The 21,113-nt window shown below is 72.3% G+C and carries 14 protein-coding genes; 6 read left to right on the plus strand and 8 right to left on the minus strand.

Features of this window, described 5'->3' with window-relative positions:
• The 6 genes from GPA10_RS40385 to GPA10_RS40415 form a co-directional block, all read right to left on the minus strand.
• Positions 1-1,472: condensation domain-containing protein (locus GPA10_RS40385; RefSeq protein WP_343041875.1), on the minus strand; the 1,472-nt coding region annotated here is incomplete at its 3' end.
• A gap of 322 nt (positions 1,473-1,794) precedes the next feature.
• The gene (locus GPA10_RS40390; RefSeq protein ID WP_157169761.1) at positions 1,795-2,841 is read right to left on the minus strand and encodes an isocitrate/isopropylmalate dehydrogenase family protein; all 1,047 of its coding nucleotides are present in this window, start codon (positions 2,839-2,841) and stop codon (positions 1,795-1,797) included.
• A gap of 135 nt (positions 2,842-2,976) precedes the next feature.
• Positions 2,977-3,330, minus strand: a complete 354-nt coding sequence (locus GPA10_RS40400; RefSeq protein ID WP_157169763.1) for a hypothetical protein — start codon at positions 3,328-3,330, stop codon at positions 2,977-2,979.
• A gap of 435 nt (positions 3,331-3,765) precedes the next feature.
• On the minus strand, positions 3,766-7,140 hold the full coding sequence (locus tag GPA10_RS40405) for a S8 family peptidase (protein ID WP_343041876.1): 3,375 nt from the start codon (positions 7,138-7,140) through the stop codon (positions 3,766-3,768).
• A gap of 544 nt (positions 7,141-7,684) precedes the next feature.
• Positions 7,685-8,566 (minus strand): GNAT family N-acetyltransferase, encoded by an 882-nt coding sequence (locus GPA10_RS40410; RefSeq protein WP_157169764.1) that lies wholly within the window; start codon positions 8,564-8,566, stop codon positions 7,685-7,687.
• Positions 8,567-8,616: 50 nt separating this feature from the next.
• Positions 8,617-9,741 carry a beta-ketoacyl-[acyl-carrier-protein] synthase family protein gene (locus GPA10_RS40415; protein ID WP_157169765.1) on the minus strand — a complete coding sequence of 375 codons (1,125 nt, stop codon included), beginning with the start codon at positions 9,739-9,741 and terminating at the stop codon, positions 8,617-8,619.
• A gap of 114 nt (positions 9,742-9,855) precedes the next feature.
• Here GPA10_RS40415 and murJ point away from each other — a divergent pair, with 114 nt between their 5' ends.
• From murJ to GPA10_RS40440, 5 genes are all read left to right on the plus strand, one after another.
• Entirely contained in the window at positions 9,856-11,610 is a 1,755-nt protein-coding gene (murJ, locus tag GPA10_RS40420; protein ID WP_157169766.1) for a murein biosynthesis integral membrane protein MurJ, read from the plus strand.
• A gap of 75 nt (positions 11,611-11,685) precedes the next feature.
• A complete protein-coding gene (locus GPA10_RS40425; protein ID WP_079086339.1) occupies positions 11,686-12,747 on the plus strand; it encodes a M20 family metallopeptidase in 1,062 nt (353 codons plus the stop codon).
• A gap of 328 nt (positions 12,748-13,075) precedes the next feature.
• Complete coding sequence (locus tag GPA10_RS40430; RefSeq protein WP_157169767.1) at positions 13,076-14,755, plus strand: FAD-binding oxidoreductase; 1,680 nt, start codon at positions 13,076-13,078, stop codon at positions 14,753-14,755.
• A gap of 113 nt (positions 14,756-14,868) precedes the next feature.
• Positions 14,869-15,828 (plus strand): helix-turn-helix transcriptional regulator, encoded by a 960-nt coding sequence (locus tag GPA10_RS40435; protein ID WP_157169768.1) that lies wholly within the window; start codon positions 14,869-14,871, stop codon positions 15,826-15,828.
• 103 nt (positions 15,829-15,931) lie between these two features.
• Positions 15,932-17,581 (plus strand): amidase, encoded by a 1,650-nt coding sequence (locus GPA10_RS40440; protein ID WP_157169769.1) that lies wholly within the window; start codon positions 15,932-15,934, stop codon positions 17,579-17,581.
• 30 nt (positions 17,582-17,611) lie between these two features.
• Here the strand turns inward: GPA10_RS40440 and GPA10_RS40445 are convergent, their stop codons facing one another.
• Together GPA10_RS40445 and GPA10_RS40450 are read right to left on the minus strand one after the other, a co-directional pair.
• Positions 17,612-18,529 (minus strand): glutaminase, encoded by a 918-nt coding sequence (locus GPA10_RS40445; RefSeq protein WP_343041877.1) that lies wholly within the window; start codon positions 18,527-18,529, stop codon positions 17,612-17,614.
• A 51-nt stretch (positions 18,530-18,580) separates the two neighbouring features.
• Entirely contained in the window at positions 18,581-19,213 is a 633-nt protein-coding gene (locus GPA10_RS40450; protein WP_157169770.1) for a GNAT family N-acetyltransferase, read from the minus strand.
• Positions 19,214-19,541: 328 nt separating this feature from the next.
• Here GPA10_RS40450 and GPA10_RS40455 point away from each other — a divergent pair, with 328 nt between their 5' ends.
• Positions 19,542-21,044 carry a glycerophosphodiester phosphodiesterase family protein gene (locus tag GPA10_RS40455; RefSeq protein ID WP_157169771.1) on the plus strand — a complete coding sequence of 501 codons (1,503 nt, stop codon included), beginning with the start codon at positions 19,542-19,544 and terminating at the stop codon, positions 21,042-21,044.
• Positions 21,045-21,113: the final 69 nt, after the last annotated feature.

The following is a 21,113-nucleotide window of genomic DNA, read 5'->3' on the forward strand; positions in this document are numbered from 1 at the left end:
CGCTCCGCCCGCGCGTCCAGCTCCGCGTACGTGAGCCTCTGTGCACCGCACACCACGGCCACCGCGTCCGGAGCCCGCGCCACCTGCCGCGCGAACAGCTCACCCACGGTCGCCCCCGCACCCACCGGAGCGGGCTCGTCGGCCGATGCCGCCGACGGCGCCGCCCCGGGAGCCACCGCGCCGATCGCGGCATACGGGTCCCGCGCCGCGGCCTCGACGAAGGCGATGAGCAGGTCGGCGAACCGCCGCGTGTCGTCGGCGCTGTACAGCGCGCTGTTGGCGTCCACGCGGACATGCAGGCCGTCCCGCGCGCGGCCGTCGTAGTAGAGGGCGAACTGCAGGTCGTCGATGGCGCCCCAGGAGGAATCGGGGTGGAGGCGCGCCGTGGCACCGGCGAAGTCGAGCGGTGCGACGAAGGGGAGAATGTTGAGGGACGTGCCGAAGGGCCCGGAGACCGAGCCGGATCCGGCCGTTCCCGCCGCCGTCCGGACGTCCGTGACCTGGAACGCCGAGTGCTGGCGGATCTGCGTCAACTCGTCGGAGAGCGACCGCGCGAGGTCCGCGAAGGGCAGCGACAGGGGCGCGTGTGCGCGCACGGGCAGGATGGTCGCCTGTGAGCAGAAGACGGACCGCATGGCGTCCGTGCGGCCGAGCGCCGGAGCGGAGAACGTGAAGTCCTGGCGCCCGCCGAGGTGCCGGAAGAAGACGGTGGACGCCGCGGTCAGGAAGGCGGGAAGCGACACCTTGACGGCCCTGGCGGCCTCGGACCACCCGTCGAGGTCCTGCCGGGGCACGGCCACCGTGTGGTGGAGCACGCCGGGCCGTCCCGTGCCGCCCTCGCCCGGGATCCGCAGGGCCTCGGGCGCGTCCTTCAGGTGGCTGCGCCAGAAGGCGGCGTCCCGGGCGAACTGTGGCGAGGCGCGGTGGCGCAGGTCCTCCTCGTGGATCAGCTCGGGAGTGCCGGGCGGGACTTCGGGCAGCGGGGTGCCGCGCAGCAGCGCCGTGTAGCAGGCAGCCGTACGGGGCGACAGGACCCGGAGCACGGCGTAGCCGTCCGCGACGATGTGGTGGGCCGCCAGGATCAGCAGATGACGTGACGGGGAGAGCCGGATGACCCCGGCGCGGAACAGGAGGTCGTGCTCCAGGTCGTAGGGGTGCCGCTCGATCGCCCCGGCACGGTCCCGGGCAGCCGCCTCGGGGTCGGGGGCCCCGCTCACGTCATGAAGGACGGGGCTCCACGCGTCGACGTCGTCCTCACGGACCACCTGCCGCAACTCCGCCCCGATCTGGCGGAAGTTGACGCGGGCCGTCGCGTACTCGCGGAAGACCGTGCGCAACGCCGTGCACAGCACCTCCACGTCCAGCGGGCCCTCGACGAGCCACCGCGAAGCCACCGCGTTGGGCACTTCGGGCGCGAGCTTCTGAGCCAGCCAGAGACTTTCCTGTGCTTGCGACACACCGATGGAACGCACGACGTTCAACTCCTAGGGACGAGACTCGATACGAGCGGGTACGAACCCGACAAGGCATTGCAAAACGAGCCATGAGGGCTCAGCGCGGAGCCGTAGGGGCTCAGGACGGAGCCGTATGGGCTCAGGACGGAGCCGTAAGGGCTCGAAGGACGGAGCCGTAAGGGCTAAGGGCTCGGGAAGGGAGCCGTCAGGGCTCGGGAAGGAGCCCGCGGGGGCTCAGGAAGGGAGCGGCGGAGGATCGGGGAGGACGGCAGCGGCAGCGGGCTCGGGGAGAGCGGCAGCGGCGGCGGTCGGCGTCAGCGCACCACGTCGGCAGGACGTTTCAGGCCGGTGGCGATGCCCGTCGGGCCGGGCGGTGGTGGTCGAGCAGGGTGAGGACCGTGTCCATGAACAGGTCGGTGGTGCCGTGGCCCCCGATGTCGGGGGTGGCCGTGGCGCCGCGCGCGGCTTCGCGCACGCAGGTGCGCAGCAGGTCCGCCGGGGCGCCGTGGCCGAAGTGGTCGAGCATCAGGGCCAGGCACATCAGCGTGGCGTACGGGTTGGCGATGCCCTTGCCCGCGATGTCGGGGGCGCTGCCGTGCACCGGTTCGAACAGCGCGAAGTGCGTCTCCGGGCACACGCTGGCGCCGGCCGCGAGACCGAGGCCGCCCATCAGGGCCGCGCCGATGTCGCTGATGATGTCGCCGAAGAGGCTGGACGCCAGGACGCCCTCGTAGGGTGAGGGGTCCCGGACCAGGTGGTAGCAGAAGGCGTCCACGTACTCCTCGGAGCCGGTCAGCTCGGGGAAGGCCGTCAGCTCGCGCCGGAAGACGTCCTGCCACAGGCGGCCCGTGTTGGGCACCGCGTTGGACTTGTGGACCAGCGTCACCTTGCGCCGGCCGTCGTCGCGGAGCCTGCGCAGGCAGTACCGGACGAAGTCCTCGACGGCCGCCCGCGTGTGCACGCTCTCGTCGATGGCCACGGTGACGGAGCCGGACCGGGTGACCGAACCGCCGACACCGGCGTAGAGGCCCTGGGTGTTCTCGCGGTAGATGTCGATGACACCACTGTCCAGGACCACGGGACGGTGGTTCACGTACAGGTCGAGTCCGCGGCGCAGACCGAGCAGGATCTCCCGGCCGTGCGCCATGTCCGGGATCCGCGGGTCCCCGAGGGCGCCGAGGAGTACGGCGTCGTAGGTGCGGGGGAGGCGCTCGACGGCACCGTCGGGCAGGCCCACGCCGGTGGCGAGCCACGTGTCGGCTCCCCAGTCGAGTACGTCGTACGAGAGGGGGAGGCCGAAGGTCTCGCAGAGGGCCGTCAGCGCGGGGAGCGCCGCGGGGACGACTTCCTTGCCGATGCCGTCGCCCGGAATCACCGCGATCCTCATGCCCCCACCTCTGTCCCGAACATGTCCTCGCCCTCGCCCTCGCCGAACGCCCTGTCGCGCGGGCCCGGATCCCGCGTGACGACCGGGACGTTGCCGCGCGGACTGAGGGCGCGGTCGAGGCCGCCGCCCGTGAATTCATCCGGCCTTTGCAAGGATCTGTCCTGTCTCGTCGTCCGTCAGCGGGCCGTTGCCCGCCTTCGCCTTTTCAAGAACCTTTTTGATGACGTCGGGGTTGTCGATGACGTCGGGGTTGTCGGCCTCGTATCCGTGGACGGTCGGCCGGTATTCGACGGTGTCGACGTTGTTTCCGCCGGAGGAGGCGGCGACGAGGACTTCTTGTTCCCGGCCCGGCAATGCGGCGGGAGCACCCGCGTAGACGCTGCCCTTGAGCGAGACGTTGTCCTTGAGCGAGACGTTGCCTTTGGCGTGCGCTTCGAGAATCGCGGACGCGTGCACGCCCGCGCTGGTCTCTGCGGTCGACCCGCTCATGTGGACTCCGGATTGTTCGGCATGGGGCGCGTGTGTGCGTGCCGATCGACGGAGTTCCTCAAGGGGACCCCGCACGGCATGGAAGGAATGGCGTGAACTTACCCCAGCAGATGTCTTCCGGCAGCTTCTCTCTGACCTTTCCCGCCAGCTCAGAAGGCGCGGAGGTGCTTATTCGTCCCGCCGACAAGACAGCGAAATCACGCCGTGTCCGGGGTGTTGGATTATTCTCACGCGTCTGTTTCCGCGCGACCGGGACGTACCCGCGACACAGGCGGCCCTGCGGATACGCCCGCCCGTCGTCCATTCTCATCGGTCTCGGCGCGCGGATACGCGTGGCTCACCCGTCGTGCGGTGTCCGGGACGCACGAAAAAACGTGCTGGGAGGCCGCCTTCGGGGGCCTCCCAGCACGTGTCGTCACAGGTGATGTGCGCGCCTCACCCGCCGAGGTAGGCGCGGTGGACCGTCAGCGTCGACTTGTTGCCCTGCTTGTCCGTGACATCGGCGTGGAACGAGATGCCCTTGTCCTTCGCCGGGTTCCGCACGGAGATCCTGCCGTCGTCGACCCGCACGCGCTGCCATGTCCTGCCGTCGTCGTAGCTCACGGACACGGCGAGCGACTTGAGGTTCTTGCCGGCCGCGGAGCCCTGCACGGTCACCGGGAAACGGACGGACCTGCCCGCCGGGGCGCGCGAGGCGAGATCGACGGGGGCGGCGAAGCGGACCGTGGACACCGGCAGTGCCGTGGTGTCCGCGACCTGCCGGGAGCGGAACGTGAATCCGGCCTCGACGCGGGTGGAGACGGCGGCGACCCCGGCCGGCCGCTCCACGGCGGCCGTCAGCCGGTACTCGGCGTCGGCGGAGCCGACCGTGAAGGGCTCCGTGCCGGTCAGCGGGTCGTCGTTCGTGGCGACCTCGACGCCGTCGCGGTACAGCGTCGACGTGGCCGACGTGTACGTCGACAGACCCACGTGGCCCGCGCCGTCCGCGAACAGCGGCAGGGAGCCGACGAGTTGCTGCGCGCCCGTGTCCGGGTCCGGGGCCGTGCGGAAGACACCCGTGCCCGTACGCAGCAGCGGTCCGAAGACACCGGTGTTGAACGTCTCCCGATAGGTCCTGCCGGTCTCGTAGCGCTTGGGCTCCGGCATCTCCTGGGCGCCGTCGAAGACCGGGTAGCCGTGTTCGTCGGGCTCGCCGTACTGGAGGTACTTGGTGAGCCACTTGACGCCGTCGGCGGTGGAGACGTGGAAGGTGCGGATGCCGGGCGCCGCCTGCGGTGCCGAGAACCCGTTGCCCTCCGGGGCGCCGGGGAGGTGCGGGAACGGCGAGACCAGAGCGGACTTCCCGGGGGCGGAGGCACCGGCGCCGACCTTGAGCGTGGCCAGCTCGTCCGCCTTCACATGCTTGGTGTAGCCGGTCGAGACCCGCTGCTCCTTGCCGCCGAAGGCCACCGAGTACTGCGTGCCGGCGTCCTTGAGGAAGTGCGCGTCCCAGGTCTGCAGGAGCGAGCCGTCGGTGACGGCCGGGCCCATGTGGGCGGTGCGGAAGCCGGTGAATCCGCGCAGGACCCAGCCGTTGCCGACGCGGCCGGCCTCGCTCGCGAGCTCGTAGTACGTCCCGCCGTAGTCCACCTTGTCGATGCCGGGCACGGTGAGGTCCACCGGCTCGGTGGTGCGGGCGTCGGCGGTGACCGTCGTGTCGGCGGTGACGTCCAGCTTCGGCTGGGCGATCCAGTCGGTGCCCTTGGTGAAGTCCGACGGGTCCCGGTAGACGGCCGTGTTGAACATGTACGAGCCCTTGGGCACCCGGATGGTGTGCGCCCCCGGTTCGTTGTCGATGCGGGTCTGGAAGTCCTTGGCGGGTCCCGAGGTGCCGACCAGGGTGCTGGAGAAGTTCTGCGCGTCGGCGCCGTCGCGGTCGACGGCCTTGAGGGTGAGGTCGTAGGACTCCGCCTCGCGGACGGCCGTCGCGGCCGTGCGGACGGACTGGCCCGCGGCGGTCGCGGTGACGTAGCCCGAGAAGGTGCCGTCGACGTCGCCGACCCGCGTGTCGGCGGTCAGGTCGACCTCGGCGCGGCCGCCCGCGGGCACGGTCACCCGGGTGGTGCCGAGCGAGAAGAACCCGGCCGGGGCCTCCTTGCCCGCCGGGTCGAGCGTGGACACCGCCAGGTCGAGGGTGACGTCGTCGGTGCCGAGGTTGCGGTAGCCGACCTTCCGGGTCAGGGGCCGGTCGTCGGTGTGCGGCCACCGCGCGACGCCGAAGCTCAGCGAGACCGGATCGGCGATCACGGACTGGGACAGCGCCGCGTCGACCTGGACGCGGCCGGAGCCCTGCTGGAAGGCGGTGTACGGGCCGCCCTTGGTGGACGCGGTCAGCGCGCCCTTGAGCTCCGCGGCCCCCCAGCCCGGGTGCCGCTGCTTGAGGATCGCCGCCGCGCCCGCCACATGCGGGGTGGCCATGGAGGTGCCGTCGAGCTGAAGATAGCCGGGGGCCGGGTGCGGGGTGCCGGGGCGGGTGTCGATGTCGCTGCCGGGGGCTGCGGCCGCGGCGATGGCGACGCCGGGCGCGGTCACGTCCGGCTTGACGGCGCCGTCACCGACGCGCGGGCCGACGCTGGAGAAGGGCGCCAGCCGGTCGTTCTTGTCGACGGCGCCCACGGTCAGCGCGGCGTCGGCGCTGCCGGGCGAGCCGACCGTCGAGTCGCCGCTCTCGCCCTCGTTGCCCGCCGCGACGGCGAACAGGACGCCCTTCTCGGCCGACAGCCTGTCGACGGTCTCCTCCAGCGGGTCGACGCCGGGGGAGTCGGGGCTGCCGAGGCTGAGGTTGACCACGTCGGCGCCCTCGGCGGCGGCCCACTCCATGCCCGCGACGATGCCGGAGTCGTCCCCGAAACCGTCGTCGTCGAGGACCTTGCCGCTGATGATCTCGGCGCCCGGGGCGACGCCCTTGTACGTGCCGCCCGACTCGGCGCCGGTGCCCGCGGCGATCGAGGCGACGTGCGTGCCGTGGCCTACGCGGTCCGCGGTGTCGGGGGACGCGGAGAAGTTCTTCTCCCCGACGACCTGGTCCTTGAGGTCGTCGTGCGTCTTGTCGACGCCGGTGTCGAGGACGGCGATCCTGACGCCCTCGCCGTCGTACCCGGCCTTCCAGGCCTTGTCGGCGCCGATCTGCCGGACGCTGCGGTCCAGGCTCGCGCGGCGCACCCCGTCGAGCCACACCCTGGCGACACCGGGCGCGGTCGCGCGCGCTCCGCTCCGGCGCCGGTCGGTCAGCGCCTCCCACACCTGGGACACGTCGTCCCGGGACGTACGGACGGCATCGGCACCGATGGTGGGCAGGGAGCGCCGCAGCCGGGTGTCACCTGCCGAGCGCACGGCGGCCCGCGCGGCACGGGAGCCGTCGGTGTACTGCACGATCAGTTTCAGCCCGTCGCCGTGGCTCTCGCGCAGCCGCGGGTCGGTGAGCTCGTCGATGTCGAAGAGCCGCTGGTCCAGCTTGCCCGCGGCGATCAGGCGCTGCGCGTCGGCGGGCACGACGAGCGTGTGGTCCTTGGTGCGCTGCACCTGTACGGGTATCCGCTCACGGCCCTTGGCGGCTTCGAAGCCCACCACCTGGCCCTTGGCGCCGACGACCACGCGGTCACCGGTGACGAGCTGGATCCGCTGGTCGCTGCTGGAACGCGTGTTCGCGGTATGCGCGGTGGCGGTGGGGTACGGGGTGTTCGTGGTGGTCGCTGTCGCGGGGCCGGTCATGCCCGCCACGAGGGCCACCGATGTGGCCGCGGTGACGGTGAAGGCGCGTGCTCTCTGCACTTCTGCGCGCAAGTCTCCCCCAGGAGCTTGGGATGAAGGTGAGGGGTCGGGGTCCGGCCGTGGGCGGGATGCCGCCTCCCGTCGCCGGTCCAGCGCAGTATGTGATGTGAGGGAAACGTGATCAACGGTGGGGCCGGGGTGAAGAGTTGCGGCGTACAAGATCAGGACAACTCTGAACTTCTTCATGATCGGGGGGAACGCCGGGCGCGCAGAAGGGCGCGGCTGTGCGGGGTGATGGGGCATTCACGGACGGAACGTGACCTTCCAAATGGCTGGATCTCTACCCCTGGGGAACCTGCTGCCGTCCGGAGCGGAAGCGCGGCCTGCACCATGCTGTCGGCTGCCGCCGGGGCCGACCGACCGCCGCCTCTCACCGGGGCCCTGCCCACGGGCAAGGATCAGCAGCGTGTCGCCCGGCCGGGCGGGGCGAGGTCGCCGGGCACGAAGGACAGCGAGGGTGCATCGGACGGCTCGGGGGCCGAGGCCGTGGATCCCCTCCCTGGGCATCGGCGCACCCCCCAACTGTACGAAGGCGAGGGCTGGTTCACGCTCCGGCCGGGGAAATCTCCCCTCGCAGGTCCCGGACCGCGGGGCGTTCCTCGAATCCCGCAGCCCGGTAGGCGGCGACGGCGCCGGCGTTGGCGCTCGGGGTGCACACGAGGGCGCTCGACGAGCCGAGATCCCGGAGCGCGGCCGCCGCCGCGACACCGATGGCCGCGCCGTGGCCCCGACGGCGGTGGTCCCGGTGCACGCCCATCGGTTCCAGCAGTCCGGGCCTGCCCGGACCGGCCGACCACACCGTCACCGCCGCCACCGCGGCGCCCCCGTCGTCGTACGCGATCAGAGTCCGCGCGTCGGCGTACGGCAGCCCGGCCGCCATCGCGTGCCAGTGCCGGGCCATGGCCCTCGACCCGTCGAACGCCGCCCGGTGCACGGCGGCGAAGTCGTCCGCCCGGTCCGGTCCCGCCACCTCGATCCGTACGCCCGGGTCCGGCACCGGGTCCGTGAGGTCCCGGCGCAGCGGCGTCCACGGCTCGTCGGGCTGCCAGCCCTCCTCGATCAGGAGGTCCTGGACCAGCGCGTCCATCGGCGCCTCGATGTTCATGCTGCCCGCGGGCAGCACACCGCGCCCGGGGCGGGTCACGTCCTCGACGAGCCGCCGCGCCAGTGCCTCGTCCTGCCGGGCGGCCGGCGCGGTCGTCAGCCGCAGCAGGCCGGGACCGTCGAGGAGGCCGACGGCGAGGATCCGTCCGTCCCGGCTCCATGTCCTGACCGCGGCGGCGGTCGCCTGCGCGCCCGACCGCCAGAACCAGCCGAGGTCGCCCGGATGCAGCTGCATCGGCGCGCCCTCGTCCTGCCACTGCCGCAGCACGGCCACGGCTTCGCCGAGACCGCCGGGCCCCGGCTCCACCGACACCATCGTCATCGTCGTCCCACCTTTCTCACGTACCTTTCCCGTGTCCATGGGCACGGACGTCACACGCTGCTGAGCATGCACCCGGAGATCGCGAAACCGGGGCCGAAGCCGAGAAGTACTCCCCTGTGGCCCGGCTCGGGTTCGTCGAAGGAGCGGCGCAGCACATCGAGGACGGAGGCCCCGCCGAGGTTGCCGTACTGCTCCAGGCTGTCCCAGGAGTGCCGCAGCGGACCGGTGCGCCCGTGCTCCGCTCCGTCCGGGCCGGATTCGGAGCCGGTGTGCAGGGCTTCCGCCGCGCTGTTGAGGATGGCGGGTCCGCCCGCGTGCACCACGCAGAAGTCGAGGGTGGACGGCGCGCCCGCCTCGTCCAGCCAGGCGCGCAGGGCGGGAGCCGTGCGGCCGATGGCGCGGGTCGCCTCCCGGGTGGAGTCGAAGTGCAGCCCGTAGGTGTCGAGGCGCCCCTCGTAGACGGTGAGGCTGCCGGGCAGGGCGTACTGCCAGGTGTCGTCGATCCGGAACCGGGGCCCGCCGCCTTCGGCCCCTTCGGCCCCTTCGGCCTCGCGGCCGGAGACGACGCAGGCCGCGGCGCTGTCACCGAAGAGGACCTTGTAGATCATGCTTTCGCGGCTGGTGTCGACCGGGTTGTAGGTCGCGGCGCTGAGGCACTCCGCTACGACGATCAGGACGTGGGCGCCCGGGTGTGCCGCTATGTGTTCGTGGGCGAGGGCGAGTGCCTGCGCCCCGCCCGCGCACCCCTGCGAGCCCAGCGGTATGCGGGATATGTCCGGCCGGAGCCCGTCCCGGCCGAGAGCCTGCACCAGATCGATGTCGAGGCTCGGGGCGGTCCAGGAGGTGGTGTGACTGGTGATGACGCAGTCGATGTCCGCGAGTTCGAGACCGGCGTTCTCCAGGGCGCGGGGGACCGCCCGCAGGGACAGTTCGAGCGCGTCGTCGTAGGCGGCGCGATTGCGCTCCTGGAACGAGGCGTTCCCGGCCACGGTGGCCGAATCCAGCGGCCTCGTGAAGTAGCGCGTCAGGACGCCGGTGGACCGCGCCGTGCGCAGATAGGCGGCGAGCCGGGGAAGATCGGCATGCTGACGGGCCATGTCCGCCATGAGGTCTTCCAGGGAGACGGGGTGTCTGCCGAGTTCGACGTGGGGTCTGGCGATCAACGCAGGGGACATGGAGTGGCGCTCCTTCGGCCGACGGGCTGAGGGGCAAATCTACGCCAGCCCGGGGGGCACTCTTCGGCCACGGTGTGGATCTTCGCGGAGCGGTCGGGGCGTAGATTGCCGTCCATGACGGAGAGGAAGAGGACCGGGCGCTTACGCCGGTCCCGGACGGACCAGCGGCGCGGGCGCCATGCCGCGCCGCGAGCGCCGGGACGCACGAGAGCGCCGAAGGCGCCGAGAAGAACACGAAGCGGTGCGGCCGACGGAGGGGCGGGCGAGGGCGGCGGGCTGCTGCGGTCGTCCCTCGTGATGGCGGCGGGCACGGTGGTGTCCCGCGCGACCGGCCTGATCAGACAGGTTCTGCAAGCCGCCGCGCTCGGCACGGGGCTGCTCGCCACCACCTACACCCAGGCCAACACCGTGCCGACCAGTCTGTACTTCCTGTTCATCGGCGGGGCGCTGAACTCCGTCCTGGTGCCGCAGCTGGTCCGGGCGAGGACCGAGCACGCCGACGGCGGGCGGGCCTTCGAGCAGCGCCTGGTCACCCTGGTCCTGTGCGTCCTCGGCGTCGGAACGGCGCTCGCCGTGTGGGCCGCGCCGCAGATCGTCGGCCTCTACCAGAGCGACACCCCCGAAGGACACGAGGCGTTCGAGCTGACCGTGACGTTCGCCAGGTTCCTGCTGCCGCAGATCTTCCTCTACGGCCTGTTCGGTGTCCTGGGTCAGGTGCTCAACGCGCGGAACCGCTTCGGCGCGATGATGTGGACTCCCGTCCTGAACAACGTGGTCCTGATCGCGGTGTTCGGCGCGTACGTAGGCCTGATGACCGTCCCGGAGCGGGTGGAGGACATCACACCGGCCCAGGTGACCCTGCTGGGCGCCGGCACCACCCTCGCCCTGGCCGTGCAGGCCCTCGCCCTGATCCCGTATGTGCGCGAGGCCGGATTCCGGTTCCGGCCCCGTTTCGACTGGCGGGGCACGGGGCTGCGCAGAAGCGTCGGCGCCGCCCGCTGGACCCTGCTGTTCGTCCTCGCCAACCTGGTCGCCGGCACCGTGGTGACGCGCTACGCCTCGGCCGCCGACCAGGCGCTGCCCGAGGACGGCGTGGGCTTCACCGCCTACTCCAACGCGCAGACGATCTGGATGCTGCCCCAAGCCGTCGTCACGGTCTCCCTGGTCACCGCGCTGCTGCCGCGGATGAGCCGGGCCGTCGCCGAGAAGCGCCTGGACGATCTGCGCGCGGACCTGTCCCGGGCGCTGCGGATCAGCGGTGTCGTCATCGTGCCCGCCGCGTTCTTCTTCGTCGTGTTCGGGCCGCAGATCGCCGGGCTCCTCTTCGCCCACGGCGCGGCGGGACCCGCGTCGGCCCGCCCGCTCGGACACATGCTCCAGGCGTTCGGCCTCGGCCTGATCCCGTTCTCCGCGCAGTACCTGCTGCTGCGCGGCTTCTACGCGTTCGAGGACACCCGCACCCCCTTCCGCCTCGCCGTGGGCATCGGTGCCGTCAACATCGCCCTCGTGGTCGGCTGCCACCAGTTCCTGCCGCCGCGCTGGGCCGTCACCGGCATGGCGGGCGCCTACTCCCTCTCGTACGCCGTCGGCCTGTTCCTCAGCGCGCGGCGGTTGCGGCACCGGCTCGACGGGCGCCTCGACGGCAGGCGGCTGTGCCGTACGTACGGCAAGCTGACCGTGTCCGCGGTCGCGGCAGGGGTGCTCGGCCGGCTCGTCGCCCAGGCGTGCGCCTCCCCGGCGCCGGCCGCGTGGGCGCCCGCGGCGGCCCTGGCGGCCGGCGGCCTCACGATGGTGCTGATGTTCCTGCTCCTCGCCCGCGCCCTGCGGATCAGCGAGCTGCGAAGGCTGCGCCTGCCGGGGCTGACCTGAGACAACGCACCCCGATCCACCCCGTAGCCTTGCCGCGTGACGACGAACAGGGCCGTGGACGTGAGCGTGGACGCAATGATCGAGGACCTCAGGGCGCTGGTCGAGGCCGAGTCGCCCTCGCACGACGTCGAGGCCCTGACGGCGTCGGCCCGTGTCGTCGCCGCGATCGTCGAGAAACGCCTGGGCGGGCAGGCCGTGCTCGTCGACGGCGAGGCCGGTCCGCACGTCCACTGGTCGGGCGGCGGCGAGCCGAGGGTGCTGGTCCTCGGCCACCACGACACGGTCTTCCCGCTCGGCACCCTGCACCTGCGGCCGTTCCGGGCCGAGGGCGGGTACGCGACGGGGCCCGGCGTGTTCGACATGCTCGGCGGTCTGGTGCAGGCCGTGCACGGCCTCGCGTCGCTCGACGACCTGACGGGCGTCGAACTGCTCGTGACCGCCGACGAGGAGGTGGGCTCCCCGACCTCGCGGGCCCTCATCGAGGAACGGGCCCGTGCCTGCGGTGCCGTCCTGGTGGTGGAGGGAGCCGCCGAGGGCGGTGCCCTGAAGACGGGCCGCAAGGGCTGCGGCACGTTCCGGGTGGCCATCCGCGGCCGCGCGTCGCACGCGGGCCTGGAGCCCGCGGCCGGGGTGAACGCTTTGATCGAGGCCGCGCACCAGGTGCTCGACATCGCGAGCCTCAGCCGCCCCGCCCTCGGCACGACGGTGACTCCGACCGTCGCGTCCGCGGGCACCGTGGCCAACACCGTACCGGCTCAGGCCACCGTTCTCGTCGACGTGCGGGTGGCGTCAGTCGAGGAGGCGAAGCGCGTCGAGTCCGCGTTCGTCGTCCTCGAACCGCATCTCGCGGGGGCCGACATCTCCGTGAGTGGAAACATCGGACGGCCGCCGATGCCCGAGTCGGCGTCCGCCGAACTGTTCGCCGTGGCGCAGGCGTTGCTCCCCGGCATCGAGGGCGTCTCGGTCGGAGGCGGCAGCGACGGCAACTTCACGGCGGCCCTCGGCGTGCCCACTCTGGACGGCCTCGGCGCCGTCGGCGGCGGCGCCCACGCCGACCACGAGTACGTGGTGATCGACGCCATGGCCGAGCGGGCGCATCTGATCGCCGGGCTCGTCCACACGCGTCAGCACGCGTGAGCGGTACATCAACGAAACGCAAGCGTCGTCGGCCAGGATGAGAGCGGGCTTCGGACCAGTGGGTCCGAAGCCCGTTTCCCGTGCTTTTCCGGTGCTTTAGTGAATCGGACTAGTTGCACATGTTGCAACAAACCTTATTTGAAGCGGTAGTTCGGACACTTTTCTCAATGGAGCTATTGCGTCGCACCTGCTTCATGGGGCAATCTCATGATCGATCATCGTTCGATGCATCTTCAACTTCCTTTGTGCGCAAACCCGTTGGGGGAGTGTGTCCGTGAGAAAGACAAACAAGGCAAACGAGTCGGACGTCGCGAAGCAGGACAGACCTTTGGGTCGCAGATCCCTCCTCACCGGCGCCGCAGCCGTCGCCGGCGGAGCGGCCCTCTCCACCGCGCTGCCCGCGGCGGCCGAAGCCGCGCCGCGCTCCGGCACCGCGGCCGCGGCCACCGTCGCCGAGGCGGGGACCACCGCCGTCACGACCGACTACATCACCGTCGCGCCGACCGACTCACGCTTCCCCGACCTGGTGCGCGGCATCAACCAGCGCTGGGTCGCGAGCCCCGACTACGTCCGTCTGGTCACGACCACCGCCCAGGCCGTACGCGCCGTGCAGGAAGCCGTCTCCGCGAACAAGCGCCTCACCGTGCGCAGCGGCGGCCACTGCTACGAGGACTTCGTCTTCAACAAGGACGTCCAGGTCGTCATCGACATGTCCGGGATGACGCAGGTCTACTACGACACCGGCAGGAACGCCTTCGCCGTCGAGGGCGGCGCCTCCAACCTCCAGGTCTACGAGACGCTCTACAAGCTGTACGGCGTCACGCTCCCGGCCGGTTCCTGCGCGTCCGTCGGTGTCGGCGGCCACATATCCGGCGGCGGGTACGGCCTGCTGTCCCGCCTCCAGGGCCTCACCGTCGACCACCTCTACGGAGTCGAGGTCGTCACGGTCGACAAGAACGGCACCGCCAAGGCCGTCGTCGCCACCCGTGACTCCGACGACGCCGCCCTGAAGGACCTCTGGTGGGCGCACACCGGCGGTGGCGGCGGCAACTTCGGTCTGATCACCCGCTACTGGCTGCGGACGCCGGGCGCGACCGGGACCGACCCGTCCAAGCTCCTGCCCAAGCCGCCGTCCGAGGTCTTCGTGCACGCCACGTCGTTCCCCTGGAAAGACGTGACGGAGGCGTCCTTCACCCGGCTGCTGCAGAACTGGGGCGCCTGGCACGAGAAGAACAGCGCGCCGGACTCCAAGTACAACTCCCTGTTCGGCCTGCTGAAGCTGAACCACATCTCCAACGGCCAGATCGGTCTGCTCACGCAGATGGACGCCACGATCCCGAACGCCCAGGCACTGCTCAACGACTACCTGGCCGCGGTCACCGCGGGCGTGGGCATCACACGGCAGGCGATGACGAACCGCATGGGCGAGCACGCGGCCATGCCGCAGTTCGCCGCCCCGCGCAAGCTCCCCTGGTACATCGCCACCGACTACCTCAGCGGCGGCAACCCCACGCTGTACGGCAAGTACAAGTCGGCCTACGCGCGCAAGGGCTTCTCCGCCGCGCAGATCAAGGCGATGTACAAGCACCTGTCCCGGACCGACTACAGCAACGGCGACGCCCTGGTCCAGGTCGACTCGTACGGCGGCCGCATCAACGCCGTCAAGCCCGGCGACACCGCCGTGCCGCAGCGCGACTCGGTGCTCAAGCTCCAGTACCAGACCTACTGGACCGACCCGGCCGACGAGGCCCGCCACCTGGCGTGGATCCGGGACTTCTACCGGGACGTGTACGGGGAGACCGGCGGCGTCCCCGTGCCGAACGAGATCAACGACGGCTGCTACGTCAACTACCCCGACAAGGACCTCGGCGACGCCGCCTACAACACCTCGTCGACGGCGTGGAACAGCCTGTACTACAAGGACAACTACACCCGCCTGCAGAAGGTGAAGGCGGCCTGGGACCCGAAGAACATCTTCCGCCACGCCCAGTCCGTCCGTCTGCCGTAACCGCCCGACGGCCCGCACAGCCCCTGCGGACGGGGCGGCGCACTCCGCCCCGTCCGCAGGACGCCCCGCTCTGCGGACAGCTCCTGTCCTGTGACACGTCCATAGTGGGAACCATGACGAGTGACATGACCGCACGTGTCCTGCGGCTGCTGTCCTTGCTTCAGGCCCGGCGGGAATGGGCGGGCGAGGAACTGGCCGAGCGGCTGCGGGTGACCGCGCGGGCCCTGCGGCGGGACATCGACCGGCTGCGGGACATGGGGTATCCGGTGCACAGCGCCCGCGGCCACGGCGGCGGCTACCGCCTCGCCTCCGGCACGGCGCTGCCGCCGCTCGTCCTCGACGACGACGAGGCCGTCGTGGTCGCCGTCGCCCTGCGCACCGCCGCCGGCGGGCTCACCGGCCTGGAGGACTCCGCCCTCCAGGCCCTCGCCAAGCTGGAACAGGTCCTGCCGCGCCGCCTGCGCGGCCGGGTCGCCGCCCTCCAGACCACCCTCACCGGCATCTCCTGGGAGGACCGCGGGCCCCGCGCCGACCCCGCGCTCCTCGCCACCCTCGCCGGCGCCTGCCGCGACCACGAGATCGTCACCTTCGGCTACACCACCCGGGACGGCACCCCGGCCCCGCGCCGCGCCGAGCCCTGCCATCTGATCGCCTCCGGTGGCCTGTGGTACCTCCTGGCCCACGAGACCGACCGGGACGACTGGCGCCTCTTCCGCCTCGACCGCATGGCCGACCCCGCCCCGACCGGCCGCCGCGTCCCCCCGCGCCCCGTGCCCGGCGGCGACGCCGCGGCGTTCGTGGCCGCGCAGCTCACCGCCGCGCCCGCCCGGCACCGCGCGGTTGCCACCGTCGACGCCCCCGCCGACCACGTCCGCGCTCGCGCCCGCGGCCTCGGCCCCCGCGTCCAGGCACTCGACGACCGGACCTGCCGGGTCGACGCCTCCGGCGACGCCCTCACGCGCGTCGCGCAGACACTCGCGGCACTGGACGCCGACTACACGCTTGACGCGGACCCCGCCGTGCTCGACCACCTCCGTACCACCGCCGGCCGGATGCGGCGTGCCACTGCATGACCGGCCACTTTCCGGCCCCTGCCCGGTCGCTGTCCGGCCCCTGCCCGGTCCGGTGCCCCTAAACGCTTGCGCCGGACGAGGTGGGTGTAGTGCGCTGACACCCATGAGGAAAACGAGAGTTGGTGTACTGACCGTAGCCCTGGTGGCGGGATCCCTCCTCGCGGGTACGATCGGACCGAACGCGGCGGCGGACGACCCCGGTGCCGCAGGCTCAGATCCCGGCGCCGCAGGCTCACCCGCCGGATCGCCCGCCCTGAAGGGCATCGACCTGGACACGGTGACGATTCCCGAACTGCAGGCGCGCATGCACAAGGGGTCCCTGACGTCGTCGGAGCTGACCCGCGCCTATCTGCGGCGGATCGAGACCGTCGACTCGAAGATCAACGCGGTGCTGCGCCTCAGCCCGGCCGCGCTGCGCCAGGCCGCGGCCAGTGACGCCAGGCACCGGCGCGGCGAGGCACGCGGCCCGCTCGACGGCATCCCCGTCCTGCTCAAGGACAACGTCGACACCCGGGACATGCCGACCACGGCCGGGTCGCTCGCCCTCGCGGGCAAGCCGCCGGCCAAGGACGCCGTCCTCGTGACCCGGCTGAAGCGGGCGGGCGCGGTGATCCTGGGCAAGACCAATCTGTCGGAGTGGGCGAACTTCCGGGCGGCGAAGCCCACGTCGGGCTGGTCGGCCGTCGGCGGACAGACCCACAACCCGTTCGTGCTCGACCGCAACCCGTGCGGCTCGTCCTCCGGCTCCGCCGCCGCGCTCGCCGCGTCCCTGTCCCAGGTGGCGATCGGCACCGAGACGGACGGATCCATCGTCTGTCCGGCGGGCATGAACGGAGTGGTCGGCCACAAGCCGAGCCTCGGCCTGGTGAGTGGGACCGGTGTGGTGCCGATCTCCGCCGAGCAGGACACCGCGGGCCCCATGGCCCGCAATGTGATCGACACCGCGCTCACCCTGTCCGTGATCGGCGACGGCTCCCCGCCGGCGCGCGACCGCGCCACCGGCCGCGGCGAGCGCCTCGCCCCCGGTGCGGCGCTCGACCCGCGGCACCTGCGCGAGGGCGGACTGAAGGGCAAGCGGATCGGGCTGTGGCGGCTGCCGTCGCTCGGCCCCGACGTGGACGCCGTGATGACCCGTACGGCACAGAAGCTGCGCGGCGCGGGCGCGGAGGTCGTCGAGGTGACGCCGCCCTACCAGGCGCGCCTCGCCGAACTAGAATTCCCGGCGCTGCTCAGCGAGTTCCACCGCGACATCGACGCCTACCTCGGCACCCGCAAGGGCCCCCGCGACCTCGCCGCGCTGATCGAGTTCAACCGTACGCACCCTCAGGAGCAGACCTGCTTCGCCGGACAGGAACTGTTCGAGCAGGCCCTGGCCGCGCCGCCCACCACCGACCCCGAGTACCGTGCCATGCGCGCCGAGCTCGCGGACCTGTCGCGGCGCTCGATCGACGAGACGATGGCCGCCCACGACCTCGACGCCATCGCCGCGCCGACGAACCCGCCCGCCTGGACCACGGACTGCGCGCGCGGCGACAACGACGTGATCCCGTCGTCCACCCCCGCGGCCGTCGCCGGCTACCCCTCCCTGTCGGTGCCCGCCGGGTCCGTGGGCGAACTCCCGGTCGGTGTCCTGCTGATGGCCGGTGACCGCGAGGACGCCGCGCTCCTCTCCCTGGGGGCCGCGGTGGAGCAGCAGCTCCGCGCCTGGCGCGCGCCCCGCTACCTGCCGACGGCGGGCAGCGCGACGCCCTGACGGTCCGGCGCGCCGCCGCGGACGGAGCCGTCAGAAGACGGAGAGCCCGGTCAGCGTGGTGAAGCGGTCCAGGGCGGCGACGCCCGCGACCGAGTTGCCGCGCTGATCGAGGCCCGGACTCCAGACGCACACGGTGCAGCGGCCGGGGACGACCGCGATGATGCCGCCGCCCACCCCGCTCTTGCCGGGCAGGCCCACGCGGTGCGCGAAGTCCCCGGCCGCGTCGTAGGTGCCGCAGGTCAGCATGACCGCGTTGACCTGCTTGGCGCGGCTGCGGGTGAGCAGCGTCGAGCCGTCGGCCCGTATGCCGTGCCGGGCGAGGAAACCGGCGGCCAGGGCCAGGTCGGCGCAGGAGGCCTCCACCGAGCACTGGCGGAAGTACTGGTCGAGGAGTGCGGGCACGGGGTTGCCGATGTTGCCGTACGACGCCATGAAGTGGGCGAGGGCGGCGTTGCGGTCGCCGTGCGCGGTCTCGGAGGCGGCGACCTTCTCGTCGAAGGTCAGCTGGTCGTTGCCGGACTCGGCGCGCAGGAAGGCCAGGAGCGCGCCGGAGGCGTCGCCGGTCAGGGTCTGGAGGCGGTCGGTGACGACGAGGGCGCCCGCGTTGATGAACGGGTTGCGGGGGATGCCGTTCTCGTACTCCAGCTGGACCAGGGAGTTGAACGGGTTGCCGGACGGCTCGCGGCCGACGTGCTCCCACAGCTCGTCGCCCTCCAGGGAGAGGTCGAGTGCCAGCGTGAAGACCTTGGTGATGGACTGCGAGGAGAAGGGGTGGCGCCAGTCGCCCACTCCGTAGACCGTGCCGTCCAGCTCGGCGACGGCCATGCCGAAGCGCCGGGGGTCGGCGCAGGCGAGCGCCGGGATGTAGTCGGCGGGACTGCCCCGCCCCGGCAGGGCCTCGATCTCGGCGGCGATGCGGTCAAGGACCGGCTGAAGGGTCGACGGCACGGGGACTTGCTCCGTTTTCGTACAGCAATGCGGTGGGGTGCCCGCCCTACCTTACGGCGGCGGATCACCGGGTACGGGATTCCCCGTGGCGACGCGGGCCGGGCGCCGCATGCACCAGGTGCGGGGCCCGCCGTCGGGCAGGGCGACGTCGGCGGTCACCGCGAAACCCAGACGCTCGTAGAACCGGACGTTCCGTTCGTCGGCCGTCTCCAGGAACGCCGGGTGCCCCGCGCGGTCCGCGGCGTCGAGCCCGGCCGCGAGCACCGCACGGCCGAGACCGCGACCCTGGGCGTCCGGGTCGACGCCTGTGGTCGCGAGGAACCACACGGGCTCGCTCGGCCGGTGCGGCCGCAGGGCCTCCTCGGCGGAGGCGAAGGCGGGCGCGCGCTCGCCCGCCAGCTCCGCGAGATGCGGGCCCGCGTCGGCGAAGCCAGGGCCGGGGTCCTGTTCCGGCGTGGTCCACACGGCCACGGCCCGCGCGTCGTCGGTGACCCACACCCGCCCGTACGGAAGGCCGACACGGGTCAGGAACAGCTCCTGGAAGCGCCGCACCCGCTCGGCGTGCCCGTCCGCGGCCACCACGTGCCGGGTGAAGGGGTAGTCGGCGAAGGCCCGCGCGAGCGTCCGGACGGCGGCGGGCGCGTCCTGCTCCGTGGCGGGGCGGACGAGGGGTGCGGTTGCCATGGACGTTCTCTCCCTGCCGGTGAGGTGCTGCGTTCTGCCGCTGTGCTGCTGCCTGCACTGCCTGCGAGCTGCTGCGCGGGTGTCGGACACCTGCACCGCTGCCTGCACCGTCGAACGATCAAGCCGACCGGCGCGTTCCCCCCATCTCTCCGTCGAGGCGCACGGCCGCGAGTCTCCGTGGAGGCGCACGGCCGCGAGTCTCCGTGGAGGCACACGGACGCGAGGTCGGCAAGCCCTCATGGGCCGGAACGGGTATGTGTGCGTGCTCGGCGCGACAGGCCGTGCGCGGTCGTGGACGCACGGCCTCCGCTGGCCGATGCTCACGCCCATGCCCTCGCCCTCGCCCGCATCCCCGACCTCCGACAGCACCAGCCCCGGTACGAGCAACCGCACCGGCACCGGTACCGGCAACCGCACCGGCACCAGCACCCGCAGCCACCGCACGCGTGCCGCCGTATGCGTCACCCTGACCGCCTGCGCGCTGGCGCTCGCCCCCATCCCGGCCACGGGAACGGCACCCCCGGAGAACGCCGCCGACCGCGCGCTCCGCGCCTTCCTGGACCACGGCCCCAAGGCCGCCGTCATGACGGCGGCCCACCGCGGCCAGTGGCGCAAGGCGCCCGAGAACAGCCTGCCCGCGATCCGGGCGGCGTTCGCGGACGGCGCCGAGATCGTCGAGGTCGACATCCAGCTCAGCAAGGACGGCGTCCCCGTCCTGATGCACGACGAGACCCTGGAGCGCACCACGAACGGCACCGGCCGCGTCGCCGACCGGACCGTCGCCCAACTGCGCGCGCTGCGCCTGCGCGTGGGCCTCGGGGGCCGGCAGGCGGCGCTCACCCGGCATCGTGTGCCCACGCTCGCCGACGCCATGAAGGAGGCCCGCACCCGCGGCCTCGTCAACCTCGACCAGGCCTGGCGGGAGCGGGAGGCCGTCATGGGTGTCCTGAAGCAGACCGGAACAGTGCGCAACGGCGTGTTCAAGTCCCGGGCGGCCGTGCCCGAGGTACGGGCGTTCCGCGCCCGCCACCGCGACGCGCTCTACATGCACCTCGTCGACGACGACAACGCCGGCGCGGTGAAGGAGTTCGGCAAGGAACGGCCGCCCGCGTTCGAGGTCGTCTTCGACGACGCCGAGGACGAGGTGGCCGGCCCCGCCTTCCTCAAGGGGGTGCGGGGGACCGGCCGCGTATGGATCAACAGCATGCGCGACGAGTTCGCCGCCGGGCACACCGACGAGGCCTCCCTCATCGACCCCGCGCGCGGCTGGGGCAGGCTGATCGGCACCTACGAAGCGACGGTCATCCAGACCGACAACGTCGAGGCGCTGAGGACGTACCTGGCCAAAGGCCCGGTGAACAAGGTGCCGCCCGGCGCGGTGCGGATCCAGGGGGAGGCGTACACACCCGGCAAGGACGGCGTCACCCATCACGACACCGACCCCGGCAACCGGGGCGACGGACCCGGCCGGCCCGGCGAGGGCGTCGACATCTGCGACCACGACGGCGCGGTGGCGGTGTGCTGGATGCGGGGCACGGAGTGGCTCACGTACACCGTGGACGTGCCGCGGACCGGTGACTACACCCTCAAGGCCCGGGTGTCCTCGCCCTACTCGCCCGCGGGGACCTACCGCCTCACCGTCGACCGGGGCCCGGCGAGCGGACCCGTCAGGGTGGCCAACACCACCGCGCACCACGCCTTCGCCCTCCAGGGCAGCGGCGTGACGCGCCGACTGGGCCGGGGCAGGCACACCCTGCGGATCTCCCTGGACGACAAGGTGCCGCAGAACTGGAACCTGGACCATCTCCAACTGGAGCCGGTGCGCCGCTGAGCCGCCGCACGCGGGCGGCGGGCGGTCCCGCGGACAGCGGGCGGCCCCGGCACCTGGAGGTACCGGGGC

Origin of the sequence: Streptomyces typhae (assembly GCF_009755605.1) — a bacterium.
GTDB classification, from domain to species: Bacteria; Actinomycetota; Actinomycetes; order Streptomycetales; family Streptomycetaceae; genus Streptomyces; species Streptomyces typhae.

What these genes read in the sequence shown, in the direction of transcription:
- GPA10_RS40435 (WP_157169768.1), top strand. Translation starts at nt 14,869, where the DNA reads ATGACGAGTGACATGACCGCACGTGTCCTGCGGCTGCTGTCCTTGCTT.
- murJ (WP_157169766.1), top strand. Translation starts at nt 9,856, where the DNA reads ATGACGGAGAGGAAGAGGACCGGGCGCTTACGCCGGTCCCGGACGGAC.
- GPA10_RS40390 (WP_157169761.1), bottom strand. Translation starts at nt 2,841, where the DNA reads ATGAGGATCGCGGTGATTCCGGGCGACGGCATCGGCAAGGAAGTCGTC.
- GPA10_RS40410 (WP_157169764.1), bottom strand. Translation starts at nt 8,566, where the DNA reads ATGACGATGGTGTCGGTGGAGCCGGGGCCCGGCGGTCTCGGCGAAGCC.
- GPA10_RS40400 (WP_157169763.1), bottom strand. Translation starts at nt 3,330, where the DNA reads ATGAGCGGGTCGACCGCAGAGACCAGCGCGGGCGTGCACGCGTCCGCG.
- GPA10_RS40440 (WP_157169769.1), top strand. Translation starts at nt 15,932, where the DNA reads ATGAGGAAAACGAGAGTTGGTGTACTGACCGTAGCCCTGGTGGCGGGA.
- GPA10_RS40455 (WP_157169771.1), top strand. Translation starts at nt 19,542, where the DNA reads ATGCCCTCGCCCTCGCCCGCATCCCCGACCTCCGACAGCACCAGCCCC.
- GPA10_RS40450 (WP_157169770.1), bottom strand. Translation starts at nt 19,213, where the DNA reads ATGGCAACCGCACCCCTCGTCCGCCCCGCCACGGAGCAGGACGCGCCC.
- GPA10_RS40425 (WP_079086339.1), top strand. Translation starts at nt 11,686, where the DNA reads ATGATCGAGGACCTCAGGGCGCTGGTCGAGGCCGAGTCGCCCTCGCAC.
- GPA10_RS40415 (WP_157169765.1), bottom strand. Translation starts at nt 9,741, where the DNA reads ATGTCCCCTGCGTTGATCGCCAGACCCCACGTCGAACTCGGCAGACAC.